This is a genomic window from Pseudogemmobacter sp. TB195 (assembly GCF_058313095.1).
Genome location: NZ_JBZEGG010000019.1, coordinates 1 through 22573, shown reverse-complemented (window position 1 = coordinate 22573; position 22573 = coordinate 1). Strand labels below are relative to the sequence as shown.

Here is a 22573-nt window from a genome sequence, read left to right as displayed (position 1 = left end):
GGAAATACAAGGCGGATCAGGAAACCAGCGAGAAATTCTCCACGAAGGTTGCCGACACCTTGGTCGGCTTGCCGTAGTTGATTGTCCAGTCTGCGCAGGTCCATTTGCGGAACGTGCCGTCAACCGGGTGGGTGTAGTAGAAAGGCCGATAGCCGCCCTGGTCCACGAAGAACTGCTCAATCATCTTACCCTGCGCTTCGGTCAGGACGTCCCAACGAAGCGCAAACGAGCGCCGGATATGGTTGAGACCCTTTGGCGACGACTGGGTATATCCGTCGCCAAAGGGCGTGGTGTTCAGGTTGACCTCAGGCGTGTTCGAGGTGCCCGGCGAGGGCTGAACCGGAGGATTGAAAGTCGCGATCGCCATATCAGGCCCTCATCATCCCACCCGGCCGCATCTGCCGGGTCATTTCATCACGCACCAGGCCGCGGAACATCTGCTCCGACTGTTGTGCAACTTGTTTCGCCAGATCAGCGTTCTGCTCGGGCGTCCCGGCGCTGCCATTCACCGTGATCGGCGCGCTGATCGTGATCGGGTTGTTCATCACAGTCCCGCCGAGATGAGCCATCTGATCCTTGGTAAAGACACCCTCGCCCTTCTGCGCGATGATCGGCACCTCGGAAGGCATCAGACCCTTGCGCAGGTTCGACGCGCCGCCACTGACGATGCCGCCAGTGTGGAATTTCGGCGCCCCGATGAAGGCAGAGGCCGGCGCCGACCGGCCCCAGCCGCCGCTCTGACCGACGATACCGCCGGTGTGCTTGACCGGGAAGAAGCCCGACTTCGAGAAGAACGACGAGATCCACTTGCCGACACCCGACAGAGCACCCGACAGCGCGCTGGTAATGCTCGACATGAGACCACCCTCGCCGTTCAGGCCGAGAGCTTTGGTGATCATCCCTCCGATACCGCTTCCGGCTGAGCCATCACCGGCGATCAGCGTCTCGAACGGCTTCATCAGGTAGCCAGCGGCCGCATCCGTGAAGCTGCGAGCCATCGTCTCGCGAATTGCGTTGCCGAAGGAGCTGAAGCTATTGGTTTGACCGGAGACGAAATCATAGAGGTTATCCGAGAGCGACTGCACGCTACCGGCGAAGCCTTCATTGATATTCTCGCCCAGTTTCATCGCCTGGTCGATGTTCTTCTGGAGCGAGGTCTTGTTTTCCTCGTCCAAAGCCCGCCGCTCAGCTGCCACAGCCCGGTTGAACTGCTTGTTGGCCTCAGCAACAAGGGCGCCATCCCGGATCGCCTGATCGCGCAGAGCCTCGAGCTCCTTCACGCGCTCTGCAAACTCATTCTTCCGCAGCTCACGCTCATTCTGGATCGCGCGCTTGGTGGCCTCATTGGCCGCCTCGGTCAGCTCCTGAAGCGCTTCCGCACTCTCGGCGCCGGTAAGGGCGCCGCGCTGGCGTGCAAAGCGCGACTGAGCTTCGCGGTAGCGGTTATTGTCCTTACCACCTTCGGCCTTCTCGATCAGAGCCAGCTGCTCGGCCTCAAGGGCGATCAGTTTGCTCAGCTCAGAGGACTGACCCTTATAGTTCGGGTCTTTGGCGCGAGCGAGAGCCTCCTGCCGGCGGCGTTCGATCTCGACCAGCTCCTCATCGAGCTTCTTCTGGTTGGTCTTAGCTTCCTTGTTTGCAGCGTCACGATCCTTCAGCGCCTTGGTCTCGGCGTCGTAGGCGTCGGCCTTCTTATAGATGTCAGCGATGACCTCGGGATCTTCGCCAAACTCGCCAGCAGCTGCCTGCTTGCGGACCTTGGCGCCCATCGTCCCGAATTTCTCCGGGTCGCCGTCCTCATTCTTCAGCGCGGCATTAGCCTCGTCGATCTCACGGTTCGCCTTGGCGATCGCAGCCTTCCGGGCAGCCTCTTTGCGCTCAGCTTCGAGCTTCTCCAGATTTTCGATCTCATCGCGCTGCGTCGCCTGACGACCGTCGATAGTCTCAACAATGCCGTCGGGCGCTTCCACGACCGGACGCGGTGCGTTCTCACGGGTCGGCCCGATCATCGCCGGCATCGGCGTGTCAGCCGGCATGTCGCGCAATGCAAGATTGGTCTTGGTCGGGCCGGTCATAGAGCGGCCGAGCGCAGAGGTGATAGCCTCGTCGCTGTAGCCTTTCAGGCCTTCCCAGGTGCCGCGAATGCGGCTCGGGCTACCACCGCTCTCCTTGACAAGCTGGAGCGCCAGGCGGTCCTGCATTGCCTCGTCAAACAGTTCATCACCCGACAGGCCGAGGTTCTTCATCAGACCTTCGAGGGTCTGGCCGACGATCTGGTAGCGACCGAGGGCAGACGATCCGGTCGGCTTACCGTTCAGCCGGTAAAGATTGCGGTTCTCCTCATGCGACAGCATGTAACGCTGAAGCTCGCGGATTTCCTTGAGCGTCATGCCGGTCAGGTTCTTCGCCCCGCCGGTCCAGCGGCCGTGGTCGAGGGTAGCGTTATAGTCACCGCCGCTCTCCGGGCCGGCGATCAGGTCAAGGATGCCACCATCGACGTTTCCACGGATCAGCGGCATACCGGCCGGGCCGCCGGGCATACCCATCGCGCCGAAGTTGATGGTCGAGAGGCTGGAGTTGATCGCGCCGGTCGAACCCAGCACGCGCTTCAGCGCCTCGTTAACCTCGTCGATCCGCTTGACGGAGCTGTCACCGAAGGCGTTCTGACGGATCTCGTCGCCGAGCGTGCCCAGAGAGAGCATCGTCATGTCGATGCCCTGTGTCACCTTCTCGGTGAAATTACGCCAGGTCTCCTCGCCGGTGACGCCGATATCCTCGAACAGACCGACGCCGTTCTCCATCTGGTAACGGAGCATGGCGTATTCGTTGTCGATGTCGATCCCGGCCGCCTCGGCGTTGCTCTTCAGGATCTCATCACGCATCGAGTTGCGGATGCTCTCGATGGACTTATCCACCTTGTCGAGAGCCTTGAACGCACCGTCGAGCGCTTCAGCCTGGATGGTCGTAGCCACCAGGATATCCATCATCTTCTGAAGCTCGGCTGTCGCGTGATCGAAGTTGCCGAAGTCACCGCGCTTGATCTGGAAGACCAGCTTGCCGACAGCGCCCGAGGCACCATTCAGCTCTGCGGTCAGCTCAGCCACCTTATCCTGTGCGGACTTAAAGTAACGCTGCAGCCGCTCGGATTTCGACTTCTCATCTTCCGGCGCGGTCAGAAGCTGAACCGTCAGGTCTTCAGGCTTCATGCTCTCCAGTTGATCCTGAAGCCGGATGCGCTCCTCGATCGCCAGGGCGAGCTGACCATGCACGTTCTCGCCGGCGTCGGCCGCCGCGCGCATCTTCAGGATCTCTTCGTCCCACAGACCGATGATCTCGCCCATGCGCCGCGCACGCAGCTCAATGGTGCGGTCCTTATAGGCCTGCTGAACCTCACGCACCGGCATGTTGTTCGCGGCGGCGTCGGCCAGCTCGCGCTCATACTGCCGGGCGCTCTCGTTCATCGCCATATCGTATTCGCGGGAGCTCAGGCGTCCGCGCTCGGCGATGTCGTTCTTGACGATGTTGAAGCGAGCCTCGGTCTGGTCAGCGACCAGCGAGGTCATCTCCTCCTCGTGCTTCTTCTCCAGCTCACGGCGACGGCTCCAGAGGTTCTCAAGCTCTTTGAGGAAACCCGGGTTGTCGCGGTTGTAGTTGTTGACGTAATCGTCGATCCGCTTTTCGGTCGCCCTGATCTGCTTGTCGATCTGGCTCAGCTCAGCATCCTGCTGCTCGCGCTTCAGACGAACCGCAGCATCAACGGCGCTCTCCAGGTTCTCCTTGGTCTCTTCAGCCCCGGCAGCCCAGTTGTAGATCCCTTTGCCGATATCCCAGGCGATCGGCGCGAGGACACCCAGACCGAAGGCGATCGGCCCCAGAAGACCGAGGAACCGGCCACCAGCCGCCAGCAGCGGACCCATGATCTTGTTGCCGCTCTGAGCGACCGCGCCGGCCATGTTCTGCGTTGCCTGAGTCGCGCCGCGCGCCTGAGCCGCCATAGCAGCGGCCGCAGCAGCATCAGCGGCCGTGCGAACCCGGCCGGCAGCCGACATCGCGCCGACAGCTGCGCCTGCATTCAGGTTCTGGATCGCAAGAGCGGTCGCTTTTGCCGAAGTAGAGAGAGAGATGTAACTCGTCTTCATCGACTGGATCATGCGCAACATGCGCGTGCCGGCCGCAATAACAGCGGCGCCGCCAAGCATGAGCGGAATGACCGGGCCGAGACCCACCACGACATCCTTGATGGTGCGCAGAACCGACACCACACTCTCGCCGAGACCGATCATCAACTGGAAGCCGCGGCCGATGAGGTCGAAGAACTCCTTGGCATCCTGAGTGCTCAGGTATTCCGAGAAGCCTTCCATCGTCTCCTTGAGACGATCAAAGGCCGAGCCCATCTCACCGCCGGTGATGAGCTTCTGGAAGCCGGTCTGGATCTTCGCCATCTGACCGGAGAAGGTCTTCATCATCAGCTCGGACATGCCGCCGTAGCTAAGCTCGACCTCTTGGAACCAATTATCCAGCGCTGCCTTGGACTCGACCATACCGGAAGAGACCAGCTTCGACAGCTCGCCGACAGAAACACCCATCGAACGCGCCATAAGACGCATAGCCGACGGCATGGACTCGCCGAGCTGTTGACGCAGCTCCTCCATACTGACCACGCCCTTCCCTTGCATCTGGGTAAGCGCCACGGTCACGCGGTTCAGTTGTTCGTCAGAGGCACCAAACGCGGCCAGGCCGTTCGTCAGAGCGCGCAGAGATCCATTCAGCGGGTCGATACCGGCCGCCTTCAGCTTCACGAAGGAGTTGGACAGAGCTCCGAGCGAGAAAGGCGCAGAGGCGGCGAAGCGTTGCAGCTCCGCGACGCTCTCCGCGGCATCCTTCATGGGATCGGCCGCTTCAGACATACCCGCCATCTGGTAGCGGAGCTTCTCCAGCTCGGCATTGATGCGGACCAGGTTACCGATGGTGCTCGAGGACGCGCCGGACAGTGCCTGAAACGCGAGCGACACCCCGCCGACCATGATGGACAGGTCGCGGAAGCGTTTGGTCAGGGACTGAGCAACCTCTTCCTGACGCTTGAACTGAACGAAGCCATCCTGACCGGACTGGGCGAGCTTGCGGAAGTGAGGGTCGGTCCGCTGAAGCTCCTTCTTGAACTCGGCAAGAGATTGTCCGGCACGCAAGATGCCGGACGTAAAGGAGCCATCCTCCAGCTGAAGCTCAATGCGGATGTTCGACACCTAAGTAACTCCTGACTTACTTCAGGCGCCGTGCTTTGCTTTGAGTGCGCGGAGCCCTGCCCTATCAAATTCGGGGTCCATACGCTCGTCGTTCATCAGCTCGAACTTGGGAGCGACATATTGACCCCACTCGTAGATAACCCCGAGTTGCTTCTCCAAATGCTCCGATGATGCTACGATCGCATCGGGGCTCTGGACTGCACCAAGAAGCCGAAGTTGCCGCTGATCCTCGAAGGCATTGAGCCTTTCCACCTGATGAAGCATCCAGAAGAACTGGCGCTTCGGTGTTGCAAGGACTGTGCTGAGGTCTGTGGAGAACGTCCTCATCACCAAGGCGATGAGGAAGCCCAAATCCCAGGCGTTCAGCTCGCGGCCGGCACGTTTCCCTCTTCGGTCTCGGTCACCTCGGCTTCGGTCTTGTCGAAGCCCTGGATGATCACGAAGAGCTGCTCGATCGCCGCGACAGGCCACTTCTTCACGTCTGTCTCATTCAGCGTCGGGAAGGCGCGAACGATCATGCGGATGGTGGCCTCAATCTCTTTCCCGAGATCCGGCGCGGCAGCGAGTGCCTCGAGATCCTTCAGGTTGGCGAGGAAGTCTTCCACCGAGGGCTGCTTGGCGGAATGCTCCACGCCCTTGATGACGATGGTGTAGGCAGGCTCTGCTTTGGCAAGCAGTTCGTCGATGTTCAGAACCTTGGTCATTTCGTTCTCCAGAGGAATTGTGGGTGAGTAAGTGATTACCTACTAACCCGATCAGGATCAGGCGGATTTGCCGACGGTGAACAGGGTGCCTGCGGCGTCCGCAAAGCCCTTGAACGTCGCCGAGTAGATGCGCTCATTCTCGCTCGCGTAAGCGAACTGGAGGGCACCCGAGCAGCCTGCACGGTGGACGATGAAGTCATCCTCGCCGAAGGTGCCGCGCGGACGCAGAACCAGAACCTTCGCCGAATTGATGAGGTTGATATCCATGCCGGTCGAGACCACGACGCGGGCAGCGGTCGCGTTCACGCCGCCGGCCAGTTGGGTCACAACCACGTTCGCCGCAGTGGTAAATGCAGCCGAGACAGCCGCGTTCCAGCCAGCGCCGGTCGCCTTCGAGGTCACGGTGATCACACCAGCCGCGTTCGACGCGACATAGCCGATGTCGGAGGCCTTGATCGCCTCGACCAGGTTGAGCGCCGAACTGGTCACAGCGGCGGCGCCGGAGCCGGTGCCGATACGGACATCACCCTGCACAGACGGAGTGGTGCGGAAGGTGAAGCGCTGACCGGCGATGGTCACGCTGTCGCCATTGGCCGGAGCCGCGGTCGAAAGAGTGATGGTAGCCGAAGCCTTCACGCCGTCAGTCACCAGGGTCGAGCCCGGCATGATCAGGGCGAGGTTTTCGAGGGTCGTTTCAGCAAGCGGAACAGTGGCAGTCACGGTGCGGCCGGTGATAAGCTCCGAGATCGGCGTGTTGCCGAACTGGTCCACAGTCACCTCATGGGTGGTGGTCGCGACCTCCACCTCAACGCCGCCCTTGGTGAAGCCCAGGTTCACGCCGTCGAAGAGAACCGAGCAGACGCCCAGTTTCACGTTTTCGGTGGTCGATGCCATTGGGAGTCTCCTTCAGGGACATAAGTAAGCATCTACTTATGTGCCTGAAGGTTGGCGGCATTTCAAGAGCTAGTTGGCTATTTAGCTACCAGATAAGCCAGAAACGCCGAAAGCGCAGCGAAAATGCTGACTCCACTCGTAGCCATTGCCGCTCAGACGCGGAAAAGAGATCGGCAGCGTTTCCGGGAAGAAGAGGTCAAGATGAACCCGACCGCGCTCCGAAGTCGCCTCATAGATCTCGCGCGCTGTCTCAAGCGTCAGGATCTTCTGCACGCGCGCCGCCATTTCGGTGCCCTCGCGAGGATCCTTGTGACGGGCGATCACCTGCATCCGGCCGCGGTAGTAGCCGAGGATGTTCTCGTTGATCGGCAGACCATCGAGCGGAATGCGTGTCATGACCGCAATCGTGCTCTCGGCCGGGATGTAGTCGCGAAACAGCGTGCTGCCAGGCACGAAGCCTGCGTCCTGCAGCTTCTTCTCAAGGATGTCGTGGATCATGCCATACCTTCGCTTTTGATGACTCTGGCAACGGCCTCAATGATGGCGCGGTCCAGTGATGCAGCCTCTTCCTCAGAGGCACGGGTGAGAAAACCCGAGCCAACCTTGCCCGGGAATTGGTTCATCTTCGCCTGTGTCTTCTCGCCGGGACCGTAGACCAGCATGTTCTCGTAGGCCTCATGGACGATCGCGGCATACTGATCGAGGTCGATCTCTCTGCCCTTCACGTTCACCACAGACTGGCCGCCGACGACCACGTTGATCTGAAGACGACCGAAGTTGCCGCGGGATGCCTCGAGCCGGATCGAGTCCTTCAGCGCGCTGGTGTCTTCCGGCACATAGTTCTTCGCCCTGGCGACGATGCGCGCGGCGGCCCGGCGCATGGTGCGCGCAGCGTGCTCAGGCACGGTGTAGGCGATGTTCTTCAGCCCTACCTGCACCCTGCCCCACGCCACCGCATCTACCAGGAACCGACCCCTCATTTTGGCCGCACCTGGATGTCGCACTCGAAATGGTCGATGGCGCCGAAGACATTCCGACGGATGTGCTTGGAGTTAACGTCATAGCTGTCGCCGTCGAAGGTGAAAACGTCGCCGATCTCGATACGCTGGTGCTTCGCCACCAGAATGCAGCCGAGGCCGGTGGTGATCTCATCAGCGTTACCGCGCGAGGCCGAGCTGTCGGCGCGCACCGAGGTCTTCTCCTGCTGACGCTTTGCATTCACGACTGCGAATTGGCACGGAACAGCCGGCCCGAAGACCGACTGCCCGTAGATGTCTTTGCCAGTCGCGCGCTGGAGCTGGCCGACGAGGTTCGGGGTGAACGCCATATCAGGCCCTCGCCAGCTTGACCGTCCGGTCGATATACCCGCTCAGATGACCCAGGGCAGCAGAGCTGAGCCCGAAGCTACCTGCACCGCTGAAACCTTCACGGAGCGTCACAGACGACTCACCAATGGTCTCTGACACGATACCCTGAGCGTGTTTGCGCGAGATAACCTGACCCTGCAGAAGATCGTCGGCCTCGGTCAGCTGGGCGATGCGCAGCGCGCGCTTAAAGTGGCTCGGGAATTGGGTCTTGAACACATCATCATCGACATAGTTCCAGGTCGAGGCGCCGATCCGGTGACTGTCTTCCACGACGCCATCGACCGTCACGATGGAATAAACCATCGCGATGCGGGTGATACGCCGATAAGCCTCGACCAGAGCGGCGCGCTGGCGCTCCTCAGTGTCTGACGTGAAGGCGGTCAGGTTCACGAAGTCCCGGGACATCATCTGAGCGGTCTCGAACGTCATGAAGGAGTTGCGCATGATCTGGAGCGACTGCTCAGCCTCGATCGCGTAGGAGTGCTGGCGGGTGAAGACCCCGCCAGCATGAGTAATCTGGACCTCGAGGCGACGAACCTCCTGCATCTCGTCGCCCTGAAGCCGGTTGAGATCCTTGTGGATCATCAGCTTCGCTTCTGCCCCGGCCGGATCGAAGACCAGGGACTCGAAGAACGCGAGCTGAGTATCCTCACCGTCATAGAGAGCGGCGGTGATGTCGGTCGGCACAATCGCGGCGCCGTTCACATCGGTGAACGGGATCACGATCTCGACGATCTGGTTTTCGGGGTAGAAGTTCATGGCTTACTCCGATGCGGCGACGGTCGCGGTGGAAGCCGGCGAGATCGCAATGCTGACCGGGCCGGAACCATCCGTCGCGGCTGCAACAGCAGCGGTTGCAGAGCCAGCCGATACGGTCGCGCTGGTGACAGACGTTGCGGCGTTCTCAGCCGAGACCGACACGCTCTCAGCGGAGACATCAGCGGCTGCAGCCGCGGTGATCGCAGCAGCAAGATCGCCGGTGATGGCCGCCGTTGCGACATCATTCGTGGAGACAGCTGCAGGATCCGGGGCAGCCTCGACCTTCGAGGCCTTGACGATGTTCGGCTTCACTTCCTCGGTGACCGGAGCCAGCAGACGCTCGATCTCTTCATCCGGGACGCCGCGCTCCTTCAGGTAAGCAGCCTGGGTCACCGCATACTTACCCTGCGCGTCAAGGATGAGCTTCAGAAGCGCCGGGATCGACTTGCTCTTGACGTTCCAGTTGGCCGCGACGTCGCGCAGGCCAGCGATGCCACCCTTCGACGCGATAGTCTCAAGAGCCTCTTCGGTCAGGATGATCTTGCGCACAGCGCCGCCGGTCACGAGGGCGATATTCTCATCTTCCTTCTCGGTTTCGCTCTGACGGGCCAGCGGCTCGCGGTGAGCGGTCAGGTGCTTGCTGGCGAGCACCGTATGAGCCGGGCTCGGGTTCAGCCCTTCCGAGCCATCCTCCTCGATCTCGACGCAGGAGAAGTTGCCAGCGATGCGGATGCGCTCGACCTGAGGAATATCCTCAACCGAGATTCCGTCAACGAATTGGTAGCGACCGATCAGGCCAGTATAGCCGATATGGGTGCGCTTGGTCAGTTTCAGCTTTTTCATGGTCCACCGTGTTCAAAAGCAAATGGGCGAGAGTTGCCTCCCGCCCACCATAAGTAAGCACTTACTGATCTACAAGATCAGACAGCGACACCCTTCAGGCGCGACAGCGAGGTCCGGGCCTTCAGAGCGAGGGCCGCATACCACAGAACGCGGAAGCGGGTGACGTCCTTGTCAAGGTGCAGACCGATCTTCTCCATGCGGAAGCCGGCCGAGCCGTTGCCGCCGTAGATGCCATGCAGACCATCAGCCTCGTTTGCGCGGAGGCAATAGATCGAGGTCGTGGTGTTGCTCGAGCCCTGCACTTCGTTCACCGGAATGAACTCGTTGATCAGGACCGGCACGCCGTCATAAGCACGCATCGGCTGGCCGAAGTTTTCAACCATCACGGTCTCAGCGGTGTTGCCACCCATCGCCCGGTTCAGCGCGCGGATCTGACGCCAGACTTCCTGACGCATCATCAGAAACTTGCCGTCTTTCTGGCGCACCGAGTCCACCAGCTCGTCGAGAGCCTCGAAGTCAATCGGAGCACCGTTGGCGCCCATCGTAAGAGTCTGAGAGGCCGAGGTCAGCTTGCGGACACCATCGAAGCCTTTGGCGTTCACGGCGACGTCGCCGTTGACGACTTCGTTGCGGAACTGCTCGCCCATACCCTTGGCCTTGGCGCGCATCTGGACGGCGACCTGATCATACCAGTCCGCTTTGGTCTGGATGATGAAGTTGTCGATGTCCGTTTGACCAGCGATACGCTTCAGCTGGACGCTGACGTTTTCGTTGGTCGAAGCGCTTTCTTCCAGCACTTCGTATTCCGAGAACCAGGCGCCGGTCGCGTTGGTCTTTTCACGGGTGTAGAGGTAGGCCAGGCCTTCCGTCTTCACGAAGGGCAGCAGGTGGAAGAACTCATCCTGCTTGACCATCTCTTCAATGATACCCTTCTGGCGGTCGTTTTCCGACAGCAGGGCGGCTTCTGCACCAAGAAGGGGCATTGATAGACTCCTTGCAACAAATGACGCCCCATTGCGTCACATAAGTAAGCACATACTTACGTTAAGCGATGAGGCGCCATGTTTCAAGGGGCAAAGTAAGCCATTGCTTACTTTTTGGCTCAGAGACTGCGGATCGAAGCGGAAATGTGGTCCACGCCGCTCAGGCCGGCCTTCTGCTCCTTGCCTTTCTCGACATCCGAAGCCGAAGACGAACCGGCCTTCGCGCGCGATTTCACGATGCCTTTCTTCTCGGGATCAGCATCGACAATCCGGGCCAGAGCCTGCTCGAAGGGCAGCGGGTCACCTTTCGCGTCCACCAGCAGAGTGCGATCCTTGGCGCCGACCGGCTTGTCATAGCCGACGACCTTGCCGTCCTGGCGCTCGAAGTGGTCACCATAGATCACCCGGGTCTTGGCCGCGGAGATCGTCAGGGTTTCGCCGATGAAGGTCGAGTTGCCGAACGCATTGCCGATGGTCAGCTCGTCGATCAGGGCGAGATCACCGCGGCGGCCTTTGCGCTCAGCCTCCAGCTCGTCCTTCACGACCTTCATCGCCTTGTCGTGCTCGGCGACCATCATGTTCTTGACGCGCTCGAAGTCACCTTTGGCTTCGGCATCGCGGCGCTCAGCCTCGATCTCCTTGCGCAGCAGCTCCTTCACCTTGGCCGGGTCGACACCTTCATAGGCCTCGACAGCCTTACGGGCGTCCTCGAGATCCTTGGTTGTGGTCTTCAGCTTGTCCTTCTTGTCCATGACCTCGCGCAGAAGCTCGGCCTTCTCGGCCGCCAGTGCTTTGACTTTCGGGTCATCGGACTCGGCAGCGGCTGCAGCAGCAGCATCAGCGGCCTTTTGTGCATCCTCGATCGCCTTCGCGGCCTTGGCGGCTTCTTCCGCATCAGCGGCAGCCTTGGCAGCGGCTTCGGCCGCACCAGCATCATCGCCGGCAGCGCCCTCATTGGCCTTCTCGTAAGCACGCATGTTGGCATATTTCGCCATCACGGAACGGTAATACATGGTCTTCTCCTTCGCCCAGTATCTCGGGCAGTCTTGTGGGTGGGTCAGTGTCTCGACCCGGGGTAACTCTGGCAGAGCGACCAGCTATCTTAGGCTGCTCTTATTTCGTGGCTGAGGTAACGGAACCCTGGCGGCTGGGCGCGGCGGCAGCTTTAGAGCTGTTCTGCGCGGGACTGGCGGCCGCTTTGGTCTCGGCCGTTTTCTCTGCGATCTCGAGCGGCGTCAGAAGCTCCCAGCTCATGACAGCAGCTTTGAGCTCCGCGTAGCGCTCCTCGGTCACCTGCGGGAACATCTTCTCAAGGATGACCAGCATCTGCTCCTTGCGCAGCTCGGCAGGCGCCTGGATCTTGGAGAGTGCTTCGGCAACCACCAGCTCGTCAGCCAGACCCGCGATGTCGAAGGACTCTGGATAGGTGACCAGCGGATCGACCGGAGCCTTCTCGCCATGCCAGGCGAGGACGGTCTTGACGATCCAGTTCTCCAGCGCTTCGCAGCGTTGAGCCTTCGACAGAAGGAGCGAGTTGACCCGCTCGAAGTCGTAGGCTTTTGCCACACCAGACGAATTGTCGATGCCGACGGCATTGTCCTGCTTCGTCCGTTCACCGGCGAGGCCGATGGTGTGGTAGATCTCGTTGATGTATTTCTCCACGGCCTGCATGATCACGCCGGCCTGCTTCGGGTCGGGCGACAGGTATTCTGGCTTGCCCTGACCACTGCCGTCGTAGGTGAAGATCCGCTTCGTGCCCATCTCGCGGATGTCTTCGGTCGCCTGGGTCTTGTCACCCGAGAGCGCCTGAGCCGGGATAGCCAGCTGCGAGAAGGTCTGATCCTGGATGATCGCATCCAGGTTCGACATGTAGTTGGCGATCTTGCCGTCCAGATAGGCAATGTCATCGACCAGAGCCGGCGGCACATACTTGCTGTCGGAGACCGAGTGGTCGAACAGGAAGACGGGCACGAAGCCGAGGTTATGCTTGCCCGACTGAACCAGACGAACAGGCTGCTCTTTGCCCTGACCATCCATCGGCGGCCGGTCGAACAGATACCATTCGGTGCGGGTCCAGAGGCGCTGGCGCTCGTTGACCGTGCCGGAAGCCTCCAGCGGGTTGCGGTCGTCACGCACGAACTCGCGCAGCCGGATCCACAGCAGCTCGCCGTCGCCGTCCTCATCGAACGCATAGTCCATGATGTTCTGCGGCTTGACCACATAGGCATAGACGTTGAAGCCGCTCTCCTCGACCTCTTTCACGGACAGCTCAGCGGCGGCGTCGACCTTCGTGCGCAGGTTGTTATCCACGACAACAGCCACGCGGCCGAGAACCGAGTTCTTGGTCGAGCCCATGCGGACCAGCTCGGAGATCCCGAGCCCGTTGCGCATCGAGCGCTTCCAGAACTTCTTCAGCGACTCCGGCGCCCCTTCCACGTCACGCTTGATCGGCGCCTTGAACAGATACTTCTGGACCAGATCGACGGCTTCGCGGGTGTGGTTGAAGCGAGAGGCGCGATTTTTGCGGTCGGCGAACTCTTTCTCGCCTTCCTTGGTGTAGCTGTGGAGATGATCCTCGAACCAGTGGCGGCCACCACGATAGGTCGCCTCGCAATAGTCCCAGTGCGCCACCGAGTCTTCATACTCGGGGTGGCGCAGCGCGTAGAGGCTATCGTAGGGCGTCTTTTCCATCGTTCTCACCAGAAATCCTCACCGAGTATAAGTAAGCACATACTTATTCGCAAGGTTAAATCGACACACCAAGGATCAGCGCCTTCCGCATCGGGTGGCGATAGTCGGCAAAGTAGCCAAAGGCGTCGGCCGCGTGCTCGGTGCCCTTCTTCTTGTCCACGTCGTTGGTGCCCTCCTTGTAGATCGTCTGCTCGAGGCTCTCGATGAACTTCTTGCAGCTCCGGTCGATCTTCAGGATGACCTGGCCATCTGCGGTCTTCAGCAGCCGGTTGACGGTGTTTACCCGGTCCTGCACCAGCGGGTGCTTGCGCTTGAACAGGATGTTCGAGAAGCCAGCCTCGCGCAGGATGTCGAGCGAGGTCTCGCCGCGGTCGTGGTTGCGGTTGTTGCCGGCCGGGTCAGGATAGATCGTGATGGCGGCCATGTGCTTGTAGTAGCGGCGCGCGATCTCATCGGCTGTCTCCTGAACGTTCGAGCTGTAGAGGACAACCTCGTCGATCACCCAAATCTCGCCATTCGGCTGTTCCTGGATCAGAACGGCCGACATCGGGTCGATGTTAAAGTCCATGCCGATATGGATCGGCAGCCGAGGGTTAAACGGACAGTCCTGGACGTGGATGTTCCGGTCGAACGGGTAATAGACCCGGCCGCTCATCGTCTCGAAGCTGGCCTCAAATTCCTGGCGGAAGGACTTCGGATCCATGTCGCGCCGACGGGCCTCGATCTCCGGCTTCGGGATGAACGGCGAGGTGACGGTCGGGAACTGCCAGCTGCGCCACTCATTGGGCACCATATTGCCGCGCTCATCCTTCACGAAATCGCCGCGCTGACCCAGAACGAACTTGTCGTAGAGCCAGTTGAAGGCCTTTGGTGTGCCGATAAACAGAGCCTTACCGTTGGTGGTCGCCAGCGTCGGCTGAAGCACCATCTCCCAGGTCTCTTCCTTGATATCCTGAGCCTCGTCGATGACAACGAAGTGCAGACCGACGCCGCGGAGCGTGTCGGGTTTATCAGCGCCCTTCAGCTCGATCCTGGATCCGTTGACCAGGTGGATCGACATCCGGGTTTCATTGATCTTCAGGCCGTTCTTGCCGCGCTTGATCCATTCACGCGGCACAGATGCCTTCAGGTCGTCCCAAAGGATCGTGCGTGCCATCTGATAGGTCGGCGCCACATACCAGACGAGCTGCTGCTTCTTCATCGCCGCGGAGAGGATCAGCGAGATCTTGGACAGCTGCGACTTACCCCAACGACGGCCGGCCACGATCACGCGGAAGCGCCGCGGATCATGGTGAACCACCTTCTGCAGGCGGTGCAGCTTGAGAATTGGGGTCATCATCATGATCAGATCACCGCGCTGTAGTCGAACTTCTTGGAGCGCTGGTCGAAGACCATCGAGGAGAAGATCCGATGCGACAGATAGCCGTGGCTGGCCGCGTGGTGATCGCGCGCCGATCCGGCCGACAGCTGCTTCCAGATGACACCCGGGAACTCGTCTTCCTTCAGGTGATGCAGGTGGCCGGTCAGCAGCATCCGATAGGAGGTGCGGCCCCAGACCTCCTTGAAGGTGGCGGCGCAGAACATGGAGATGTCGCGCGGCGTGCGCTTGTCGCCGTGGTGGATGAACAGAGCCACCTCGCCGTGCTCAACCACACTGAACTCATCCCAGCGGACGTCGATCTTCACCCGCTTGTTGTCGCGGTAGCGTTCGCGCAGCGCGAACTGCAGGGTTTCCCAATTCTGGACATCGTGGTTACCCGGCACCGAGTAATATTCCACGATATCATGCTTGCGCAGGGCCATCTCGATCAGGGTGCAGAGGATGTCGAGAGCAACACCGACAGTCGGCGCATTGCGGCCAGCCACGTCCAGAATGTGCCCGGAGCGGCGCGTCATATTGCGGTCGTCGGTCTGGTGGGTCAGGTCACCGCCATTGATGATAACCCCGCGGCGCGCGTCGGGCGTGCGAGCCATAACCTCTGCCATCGTGGCGAGGATCTCCTCCTTGGCGCTGTCGAGATCGACGTTCTTGCCGGAGACCTCCTGGTGAGCCCGCAGACCGATATGAAGGTCGAACAGCGGATAAACCGCCATCAGCTCTGTGTTGGTCTTCTTCGGCTTCGGCACCGGCAGCGCGGCAGGCAGCGCAGAGAAGACCGAGCCCAGCCGGTCGGTGAAGCTGGCCTCCTCTTCGGCGTCAGGCTTCACCTGGACCGAGAGGGTGTCGCTCTTGAACCAGATCGTCTTAGGCACGGTGGTGATGCCCATTTCGTTCATCGCAGCCTTCACGGCCGGGTCAATGTCGACATCCATCGCGCGGCGCGCCCGGGAGAGGCGCTCGCGGATCGAGCTTTCATCGCGCTTGAGGCGGCGTGCGATCTCTGCAACGGCAAGGCCGGACTTATGGAGATCCCAGACCTCCTGCTGATTGGGGGTCAGGGTCACTGTTCAATCTCCAGATTGAGGTCTTCGATGGTGGCGTCCTCGGGCAGGGCGCCAGTCGAGATGTGGTGCTTCAGGATCTCGTCATTGGTCAGATCCTCGAGCTTCAGGGTCGGCAGATCTTCATCATCCGTATGCTCGTCGGCATTCAGGATGCTCAGCGAGGACGCCAGGTTGTCGATCAGGATCTTGTTGAACCGGCCGAGCGCGCGCAGATCGTCATCTACGGCCGAAAGGTTCGGGGTGCTGCCAGCCGGAGTTGCCTTGACCGCCTCGACGATGATCTTCTGGCCGATCAGACGCGCCTGTTTGAGAGCCTTCAGACCCTCAATCCGCGTCTCTTCGATCAACTCCGCCCGACGATCCGAGAAGCGCTCTACGACCGCCTTTACAGCCGCTCCAGCTGCGGCGCTGACTTCATGGGCACGCGAGCCCTTGGTGACGCCCGCATCCTTGAAGCGCTTGCTCAGGGTCTGCCGCGAGACGGAGAACATATCGGACAACTCGGCGATGCCGGCCTTGCCCAGTTCATAAAGCTCTTTAGCGGACGCAAATTCAGCATCCGAGAAGCGCTTCCTCGAACCGGAGTCCTCATTCTTATCTTCGTCTTCAGCAGCCATTCACTCGCTCCGGGAGAGCTCATCCTGATCCGTGTCTGGTAATATATACATAAATAAGCACTTACTTACCATATACTATATATTACCAGACACGGATCAGGATGAGACGTCTCCGGTTAGGATTTCACTTCGCCGGCCGGAACCAGTCATACCCGCGTTCGGTAGGAACCAGGTCTTTCTGCCGGCCGTTCGCCACGCGCATCAACATCCCCTGCTCTTCGAGGAAACGGATCGAGATGCGGATGGCACCGTAGCTCACCCCGGCCGCATAACTCAGCAGCCCGGGTAGCTCCTTCTGGGTCAGGAACCGACCATCATTCGCGGCCTTGATAACCAGACCCATGATCTCAACCTGATGCGGCGTGCGCTTCGGTTTCACAGCACCAGCCTCTCATTGGGCCGCTGCCGGTTGAACGCGGTCAGCGGCAGGATCTCAGGAATGTCGGTGCGGCCGTGATCCGGGTTCTGCCAGACGCCATAGAGCGGCGACGCCAGGCCGATCTGCTGGATACCCTTGATGATCCACCTCATGCTCGCGTCCTCGAAGCGCTTCTCGGCATCGAAGAACCCGGTCGTGGTGTTCTCCAGAGCCGAGTTGCGTGCGTAGAAGTCGCGGCAGATGTTGAAGAGCTCCTTCTGCTGCTCGGGCGTGCGGGACTCCGCCTCGATCAGGATGGCCTCGAAGTCGGCCGGGTTAGCCTCGAAGTGAGCCCGGAAGAACTTCATCACCGCGTCGAACTTGTTGGCGTTCATCGGCTTCACGAATTTGAAGCCTGCCTTCTGGCCGAAGGCGTTGAACTTCGACATCGACGACTGGATCTCCATGAACTTCTCGCCGCTCATGCGCGAGACGAGGTTCATCATCCGGTAGCCGGCGCCGATACCGCGGAACCGGGTGTCGATGACGAACCGGCTGATGACGCGGAAGTTGGCGTTGATGAAGTGGTAGCGGTTGGTGTTGGTCAGCTTGGTCTCACCCGCGCCAGGCTTCAGCTTCGGGAACGCCAGGTGACGCTCACGCAGCAGACCCTTCGGCGATCCGGTCACCAGAGTGCCGATCGTCTCGCCGCGCAGCGTGAGCTTCCAGAACCGCGGCCCGATCGGCAGCTTCTCGGCCTTGTAATGGAGGTCGTGAAGAAGATCCCAGTCGGACTTAGCACCGCGCTCCACCAGCATCTCATCCACGAGCGCAAAACGCTGCACAGGAGCGTCGTCACGCTTCACCAGTGTCTGCGCACCGGGATAGTCATGGAAGCGCTCAGTGAAGCTCTCTGCGAGCCCCAGAGGGTATTCGATGGTCATGCTGCGACCTCATGCTCGCGCGCACCACCGAAGACATAGCGAACCCAGTGCTTCAGCTCAGAGAGCGTGCCTGAGTTGGCACATTCCAGGTCTGCAGTGAGCCCGGACATTGCCTCGGACGCATGGCCGCCAGAAACGACCATATCCTTCGCCCGGCCGGTCACCTTGACCATGATTCCGTTCAGACGCCGCAGCTCATCACCCTCGGTCTCGAAGCGGGCGTCCTCAGCGACCACCCGGCCGCCGCGAGCAACCACGCCCTCGGCGCGCGTGCGCCAGGCGTTCGACCAGATGTCCTTCGAGATCAGCTCGCGGCCCCATTCAGTGCCAAGCGTCTGCATGGCGTAGCGCGGCGTCTTGCCACCGAGCAGCTGGTCCGGCTCCTCCTTCAGGTCGCCCTCGATCCGGCGCTCGATCTCTTCTTGCGAGAGCCCAGCCGCGCGGAAGAAGGCACGGAGCATGTCTTTGAGCGGCGCCGAGAAGCGCACGCGCTCGTAACCCATCTCCTCCAGCTCGTTTGCCACGACGCTCTTGCCGGAGCCGGCGGCGCCAAACAGACCGATGACGTTGCTCATTCAGGATCCTCCTCACGCGGAACGACGATTTTGACCTTCTCGCGGAACATCTTCTCGACGTAGACGTCCGGCGCGAGCTCCTCGATCATGTCGGAGTGGGTGGTCGCCACCATGAAGGTCTTGCCCTCTTTGCGTGCGACCTTGGCGATGTTGTAGGCAACGACCCGGGCCGTGGTGCGGTCGAGCACGGCGCCGAACTCGTCAGCGATCCAGACATCGGCGCCGGAGTTGAGCACCAGGGCCAGCTTCAGCCGGTAGCGCTGGCCGTCAGACAGCTCCGATGGCTTGCGGATGTAGATCCAGGCGTCCGAGATCCCGGCGCGCGACAGCAGCTCCAGTGCTTCGCTCGTGGTCTCTCCCAGCAGCTCGACAACCGGCTTCTCCTCGAGCACCACTTCGTTCAGATCGGCCACCTTCAGGCCGTCCGCGCGCATCTTGGCGGTCAGGTCGCGCAGCAGGAGCGACTTACCCGAGCCAGACTGGCCGGTGATATAGACGACATCGCCCTGGCGCACATCGAGCTCCAGGTTGTCATAGACCACGAACTCCTTGTCCGAGAGCCCGAGGCCGAACGCCTCAGCGACTTCGAGAACGCGCTTGGTGCGCTCCACCGAAGTGGTGAAGGCGCGGGAAATGGTATAGGTCATGCTTCTTCCTCAGAACGATACGGATCGAGGATGTCTCCGGTCAGAGTCATGACCGGGGCCATCATTGCTTCATCGGTGATTTCGGCTTTGAGCGTCTGCAAAACGCCAATAAAACCAAAGAGATCACTCCGATCCAAATCTTCCTGAAGACACTTGTCGGTCAGGAAGTGGCCTGTGAGGGGATCACTCGCAACGAGGATCAAACCACCAATCCGACCAGCAATCACCAAATGCCTCAACTGGTCGATTCGATCAAGAATGTTCTTCTTCTGTTCTGGTGTGACGAACTCGATCGGCTCTGTCGTTTCGACCTCCGCGAACTCCTCTACTGGTTCAAACTCGGGAAACCGCTCGGTGAGCGGTTCTCCCTCAGGAAATGAGAGGATGATCGCAGACATCAGGCCGCCACGAGGTATTCGATGAAGGCGTCGATGCCCTTCTTGCCCGTCTTGGCCTCGATCCTGACCATCGCGTCACGAATCTGACGACTCTGGGCGATCGTCACCCGCTTGAAGCCGAGCGCGTCAACCACCGGCGCCGCGGTCTCGTCGGCGGTCTCGATGGCTTTTTCGTTCTGCGCCTTCTGCTCTTCGACGGCCGTGGCGACGTCATCGACGAACAAGTCGTCGTCAAGCGTGCCGAGATCGGCGATCGAGAAGTCAACCTCCTTGGCGTCAAAGCCGAGATCCGTCAGCTCGAAGCCGGCGCCCGCCAGCTCCTCGTTGAGCCGCTGCAGCTCTGCCTGGATCATCTCCTGGTCGTAATCGGTCGAGGCGACGCGGTTATCAGCCAGGCGCAGAGCGTCAGCTTCAGCCTTGGTCAGATCGCGCCGCACGATGACCGGCACCCGCTTGAGCCCCAGCTCGATCGCGGCGAGCCGGCGGCCGTGGCCGGCGATGATGTCGCCGTTACCCCAGACCACGATCGGCGATGTCCAGCCGAACTTGGTGATGGCGGTCGCCAACTTCTTCACCTGCTCAGGCGGGTGCTTCTTGGCGTTCGCCTCGTAAGGGATCAGCTTCTCGATGTCCCAGACTTCGATCTGACGGGCTTCTTCAGCCATTGTCGTTCTCCTTCTGGGCCGCCGCAATCGCGTCGAGTTCAGCCTCCCAGCCTTCAGGTTGAGTGGATGCAGCCGCCGCGGCGTTCAGATAGCCGGCGGTGGTCAGCAGGTGGACGATGGCGTCGCCGGCGTTCGTCAGGTCATCCGCAGTTGTCAGACCCTGCTCTTTCTGGGTCCGCGCGATCAGCGCGGTCAGACGCTCAGCATCACCGAGGCTGGCCTTGAAGCGCATCGTGGTGTGAGTTTTCGTGACCTTTGGCGCCGGGGCGGCCTCTTCCGTCGTGGGATCAGCCGAATTAAGCGCATCCTCCGGGATAACGAGGTCATCCAGGTCTATAGAAGAAGCAGAGAACAGCGCGCCGAGATCGGTCTCACCATAAGGGAGGAAGGTTTGGATCTCTTCGATGTCACCAATGTCCTTCAGGATAGCGCTCAACGAAAGTGTGTCGTCGGCGCCATAGCGGGCGTTGTCGAGCAACCCGATCTCTTTCGCGCGCCGGTCGTCGATCAGGCCGAGGTTCGCGACGGGAACTGTCTCAAGACCGATCGCCACCGCTTGTTCCCAGCGGTGCTGACCACCGATGATCTCGTAACCTGCAACAGACTCGACCTCGCGCACGATGATCGGCTTGAAGATCCCGTTCCGGCGAATGCTCTCGCGGATCTTCATCTCATTCTCTGCGGTGACCCGGTTCGAGTTGAACGGGTTGGGTCGAAGATCCTTGACCTGGACCTGAAGGTATTGGACTGCGGACATCAAGGCGCCTATAAGTAACCACTTACTTAGGACATAGCCAAGAGGAGCTCCCTTGGCAACTGATAAAGGATTTAGCTAAATGGCTATCGTTCAGATCGCCCGCAATGCAACCGTAGCCAAGCTGGTCAATGAGGACCGCGGAGTTACCTCGCTGGTCAACAATCTGCTCTCCTACAACATCGACCAGGGCGTCGGCTGGTCGGGCAAGTCTTCCTTCCTCGACGTGCTAACCCGCACCTTCCCGGCTGGATTTACCTATGTGATCCAGGAGGAGTTGCAGAAGGCAGGTCATACCGTCCAGCTGGTGCAGCATCCCCTGCCCGCTCCGCTCGGCCCGGAGAACCCGATCGTGGATGAGTTCGGCAACGACAACCCGAACTACGACTACCAGATGATGGCGGTGCGCCAGGTCGAGAAGCACGGCGCCGGCATCATCCGGGTCGCCACAGGCGGTGGAAAGTCCAAGATCGCGAAGCTGCTGATCCGCCGGCTCGGCCGGATGACGCTCTTTCTGACCACCCGCGGCATCCTGCTCTACCAGATGAAGGACCAGCTGGACTCGCTGAGTATGAAAACCGGCGTGATCGGTGACGGTCAGATGTCCTTCGTGAAGGAGGCAAACCTCGGCATGGTGCAGACCTTCGTGGCTGCGCTCGAGGAGACGACCATCGACAAGGAGTTTCGGGCTCTGGTCAAGTCGCTCCACCTCTCGAAGAAAAAGGCCGCGACCGCGCATCAGGTGGCGCGTGAAGACCTCATGGAGGAGGCAAAGCGCGTCTTTGAGCGCAAAAACAACCGCCGCAACGCGATTATCCGCTTCCTGAGCATGGTCGAGGTCGTGATCGGTGAGGAAGCGCATGAGGCCGGCGGCAACAGCTATTACGAGATCCTGCGCCACTGCAAGAACGCCCGCTACCGGATCGCGCTGACTGCCACGCCGTTCATGCGCAGCTCGGCCGAGGACAACATGCGGCTGATGGCGGCCTTCGGTCCGGTGTTGATCGACATCCCGGAGAAGCTCCTGATCGAGCGCGGCATTCTGGCCCGGCCGTATTTCAAGTTCCGCAACAGCGCCGCGCACCCGAAGCTGCACCGGACCTCGCCCTATGAGCGCGCCTACCAGCTGGGCTACATCGAAAACGAAGCCATGTTGCGGGACATGGTAGTTGATGCGCTGCGCGCGAAATCCTACGGTTTGCCGACGCTGACTCTGGTGCTGCGTAAGGCTCACGGTGAGGCGACCAAGTCGGTCTATGAGACGAACGGGTTGAGAGTGGCCTTCCTGCGCGGTGAGAACGACCAGGAGGAGCGCCGGCGGCACTTGAAGGCTCTGATCGAGGCGAAGACTGATGTGATCATCGGCACCACGATCCTCGACGTTGGTGTTGACGTGCCGGCAATCGGTCTGGTGCAACTGGCCGGCGGTGGTAAGGCCGAGGTTGCGCTGCGCCAGCGGATCGGGCGCGGTCTGCGCTCGAAGAAGACCGGCCCGAACATCGCCTTCATCGCGGATTACAGCTGCAATGCCAACTCGACGCTCTGGGATCACGCCCGCCAGCGCGAGAACATCGTCCGGCTGACGCCCGGTTTCGCTGAAGGCATCCTCACCGACGACGAGGATTTTCCGTGGTATCGCTTCGACGCGCTGAAAAATGCGGCGTAAAAGTGAAATAGTCCTTGCAA

Annotated in this window: 24 protein-coding genes; 1 reads left to right on the top strand and 23 read right to left on the bottom strand. The window is 60.6% G+C overall.

The window, feature by feature from the left end:
- Positions 1–16: 16 nt before the first annotated feature.
- The 23 genes from AC4FS3_RS18490 to AC4FS3_RS18380 form a co-directional block, all read right to left on the bottom strand.
- Positions 17–367, bottom strand: a complete 351-nt coding sequence (locus tag AC4FS3_RS18490) for a phage tail protein (protein ID WP_491021746.1) — start codon at positions 365–367, stop codon at positions 17–19.
- A 1-nt stretch (position 368) separates the two neighbouring features.
- Positions 369–5243 (bottom strand): tape measure protein, encoded by a 4875-nt coding sequence (locus tag AC4FS3_RS18485; RefSeq protein ID WP_491021745.1) that lies wholly within the window; start codon positions 5241–5243, stop codon positions 369–371.
- 21 nt (positions 5244–5264) lie between these two features.
- On the bottom strand, positions 5265–5594 hold the full coding sequence (locus AC4FS3_RS18480) for a hypothetical protein (RefSeq protein ID WP_491021744.1): 330 nt from the start codon (positions 5592–5594) through the stop codon (positions 5265–5267).
- Positions 5595–5605: 11 nt separating this feature from the next.
- Complete coding sequence (locus AC4FS3_RS18475; RefSeq protein ID WP_491021743.1) at positions 5606–5947, bottom strand: hypothetical protein; 342 nt, start codon at positions 5945–5947, stop codon at positions 5606–5608.
- A 57-nt stretch (positions 5948–6004) separates the two neighbouring features.
- Positions 6005–6841: a hypothetical protein gene (locus tag AC4FS3_RS18470; RefSeq protein ID WP_491021742.1), complete on the bottom strand. Its 837-nt coding sequence runs from the start codon at positions 6839–6841 to the stop codon at positions 6005–6007.
- A gap of 81 nt (positions 6842–6922) precedes the next feature.
- Positions 6923–7339: a phage tail terminator protein gene (locus tag AC4FS3_RS18465; protein WP_491021741.1), complete on the bottom strand. Its 417-nt coding sequence runs from the start codon at positions 7337–7339 to the stop codon at positions 6923–6925.
- Positions 7336–7821 carry a hypothetical protein gene (locus AC4FS3_RS18460; protein WP_491021740.1) on the bottom strand — a complete coding sequence of 162 codons (486 nt, stop codon included), beginning with the start codon at positions 7819–7821 and terminating at the stop codon, positions 7336–7338. The genes AC4FS3_RS18465 and AC4FS3_RS18460 overlap by 4 nt, the downstream gene beginning before the upstream one ends.
- Positions 7818–8168 carry a hypothetical protein gene (locus AC4FS3_RS18455; RefSeq protein WP_491021739.1) on the bottom strand — a complete coding sequence of 117 codons (351 nt, stop codon included), beginning with the start codon at positions 8166–8168 and terminating at the stop codon, positions 7818–7820. The genes AC4FS3_RS18460 and AC4FS3_RS18455 overlap by 4 nt, the downstream gene beginning before the upstream one ends.
- Position 8169: 1 nt before the next feature.
- Positions 8170–8967 carry a hypothetical protein gene (locus tag AC4FS3_RS18450; protein WP_491021738.1) on the bottom strand — a complete coding sequence of 266 codons (798 nt, stop codon included), beginning with the start codon at positions 8965–8967 and terminating at the stop codon, positions 8170–8172.
- Positions 8968–8970: 3 nt separating this feature from the next.
- Positions 8971–9810: a hypothetical protein gene (locus AC4FS3_RS18445; RefSeq protein WP_491021737.1), complete on the bottom strand. Its 840-nt coding sequence runs from the start codon at positions 9808–9810 to the stop codon at positions 8971–8973.
- 77 nt (positions 9811–9887) lie between these two features.
- Positions 9888–10793 (bottom strand): major capsid protein, encoded by a 906-nt coding sequence (locus AC4FS3_RS18440; RefSeq protein ID WP_491021736.1) that lies wholly within the window; start codon positions 10791–10793, stop codon positions 9888–9890.
- A 119-nt stretch (positions 10794–10912) separates the two neighbouring features.
- On the bottom strand, positions 10913–11788 hold the full coding sequence (locus tag AC4FS3_RS18435) for a DUF6651 domain-containing protein (RefSeq protein ID WP_491021735.1): 876 nt from the start codon (positions 11786–11788) through the stop codon (positions 10913–10915).
- A gap of 118 nt (positions 11789–11906) precedes the next feature.
- Positions 11907–13484, bottom strand: coding sequence for a phage portal protein (locus tag AC4FS3_RS18430; protein WP_491021734.1), 1578 nt, complete (start codon positions 13482–13484; stop codon positions 11907–11909).
- Between the two features lie 55 nt (positions 13485–13539).
- Positions 13540–14820, bottom strand: coding sequence for a phage terminase large subunit (locus AC4FS3_RS18425; protein ID WP_491021733.1), 1281 nt, complete (start codon positions 14818–14820; stop codon positions 13540–13542).
- Positions 14821–14828: 8 nt separating this feature from the next.
- Positions 14829–15929, bottom strand: coding sequence for an RNA polymerase sigma factor (locus AC4FS3_RS18420; protein ID WP_491021732.1), 1101 nt, complete (start codon positions 15927–15929; stop codon positions 14829–14831).
- Positions 15926–16546, bottom strand: a complete 621-nt coding sequence (locus AC4FS3_RS18415) for a hypothetical protein (protein ID WP_491021731.1) — start codon at positions 16544–16546, stop codon at positions 15926–15928. Before AC4FS3_RS18415 ends, AC4FS3_RS18420 begins: the two co-directional genes overlap by 4 nt.
- 124 nt (positions 16547–16670) lie before the next feature.
- Positions 16671–16925 carry a hypothetical protein gene (locus AC4FS3_RS18410; protein ID WP_491021730.1) on the bottom strand — a complete coding sequence of 85 codons (255 nt, stop codon included), beginning with the start codon at positions 16923–16925 and terminating at the stop codon, positions 16671–16673.
- Positions 16922–17848, bottom strand: coding sequence for a hypothetical protein (locus AC4FS3_RS18405; protein ID WP_491021729.1), 927 nt, complete (start codon positions 17846–17848; stop codon positions 16922–16924). The genes AC4FS3_RS18410 and AC4FS3_RS18405 overlap by 4 nt, the downstream gene beginning before the upstream one ends.
- Complete coding sequence (locus AC4FS3_RS18400) at positions 17845–18423, bottom strand: nucleoside/nucleotide kinase family protein (RefSeq protein ID WP_491021728.1); 579 nt, start codon at positions 18421–18423, stop codon at positions 17845–17847. The genes AC4FS3_RS18405 and AC4FS3_RS18400 overlap by 4 nt, the downstream gene beginning before the upstream one ends.
- Positions 18420–19070 (bottom strand): ATP-binding cassette domain-containing protein, encoded by a 651-nt coding sequence (locus AC4FS3_RS18395; RefSeq protein WP_491021727.1) that lies wholly within the window; start codon positions 19068–19070, stop codon positions 18420–18422. The genes AC4FS3_RS18400 and AC4FS3_RS18395 overlap by 4 nt, the downstream gene beginning before the upstream one ends.
- Positions 19067–19468 carry a hypothetical protein gene (locus AC4FS3_RS18390; protein WP_491021726.1) on the bottom strand — a complete coding sequence of 134 codons (402 nt, stop codon included), beginning with the start codon at positions 19466–19468 and terminating at the stop codon, positions 19067–19069. The genes AC4FS3_RS18395 and AC4FS3_RS18390 overlap by 4 nt, the downstream gene beginning before the upstream one ends.
- A complete protein-coding gene (locus AC4FS3_RS18385) occupies positions 19468–20133 on the bottom strand; it encodes a ParB/Srx family N-terminal domain-containing protein (protein WP_491021725.1) in 666 nt (221 codons plus the stop codon). The genes AC4FS3_RS18390 and AC4FS3_RS18385 overlap by 1 nt, the downstream gene beginning before the upstream one ends.
- Complete coding sequence (locus AC4FS3_RS18380; protein WP_491021724.1) at positions 20126–20890, bottom strand: ParB/RepB/Spo0J family partition protein; 765 nt, start codon at positions 20888–20890, stop codon at positions 20126–20128. The genes AC4FS3_RS18385 and AC4FS3_RS18380 overlap by 8 nt, the downstream gene beginning before the upstream one ends.
- Before the next feature lie 79 nt (positions 20891–20969).
- Between AC4FS3_RS18380 and AC4FS3_RS18375 the strand changes: the two genes are divergently transcribed.
- Complete coding sequence (locus AC4FS3_RS18375) at positions 20970–22553, top strand: DEAD/DEAH box helicase (protein ID WP_491021723.1); 1584 nt, start codon at positions 20970–20972, stop codon at positions 22551–22553.
- The last annotated feature ends 20 nt before the right edge of the window (positions 22554–22573 follow it).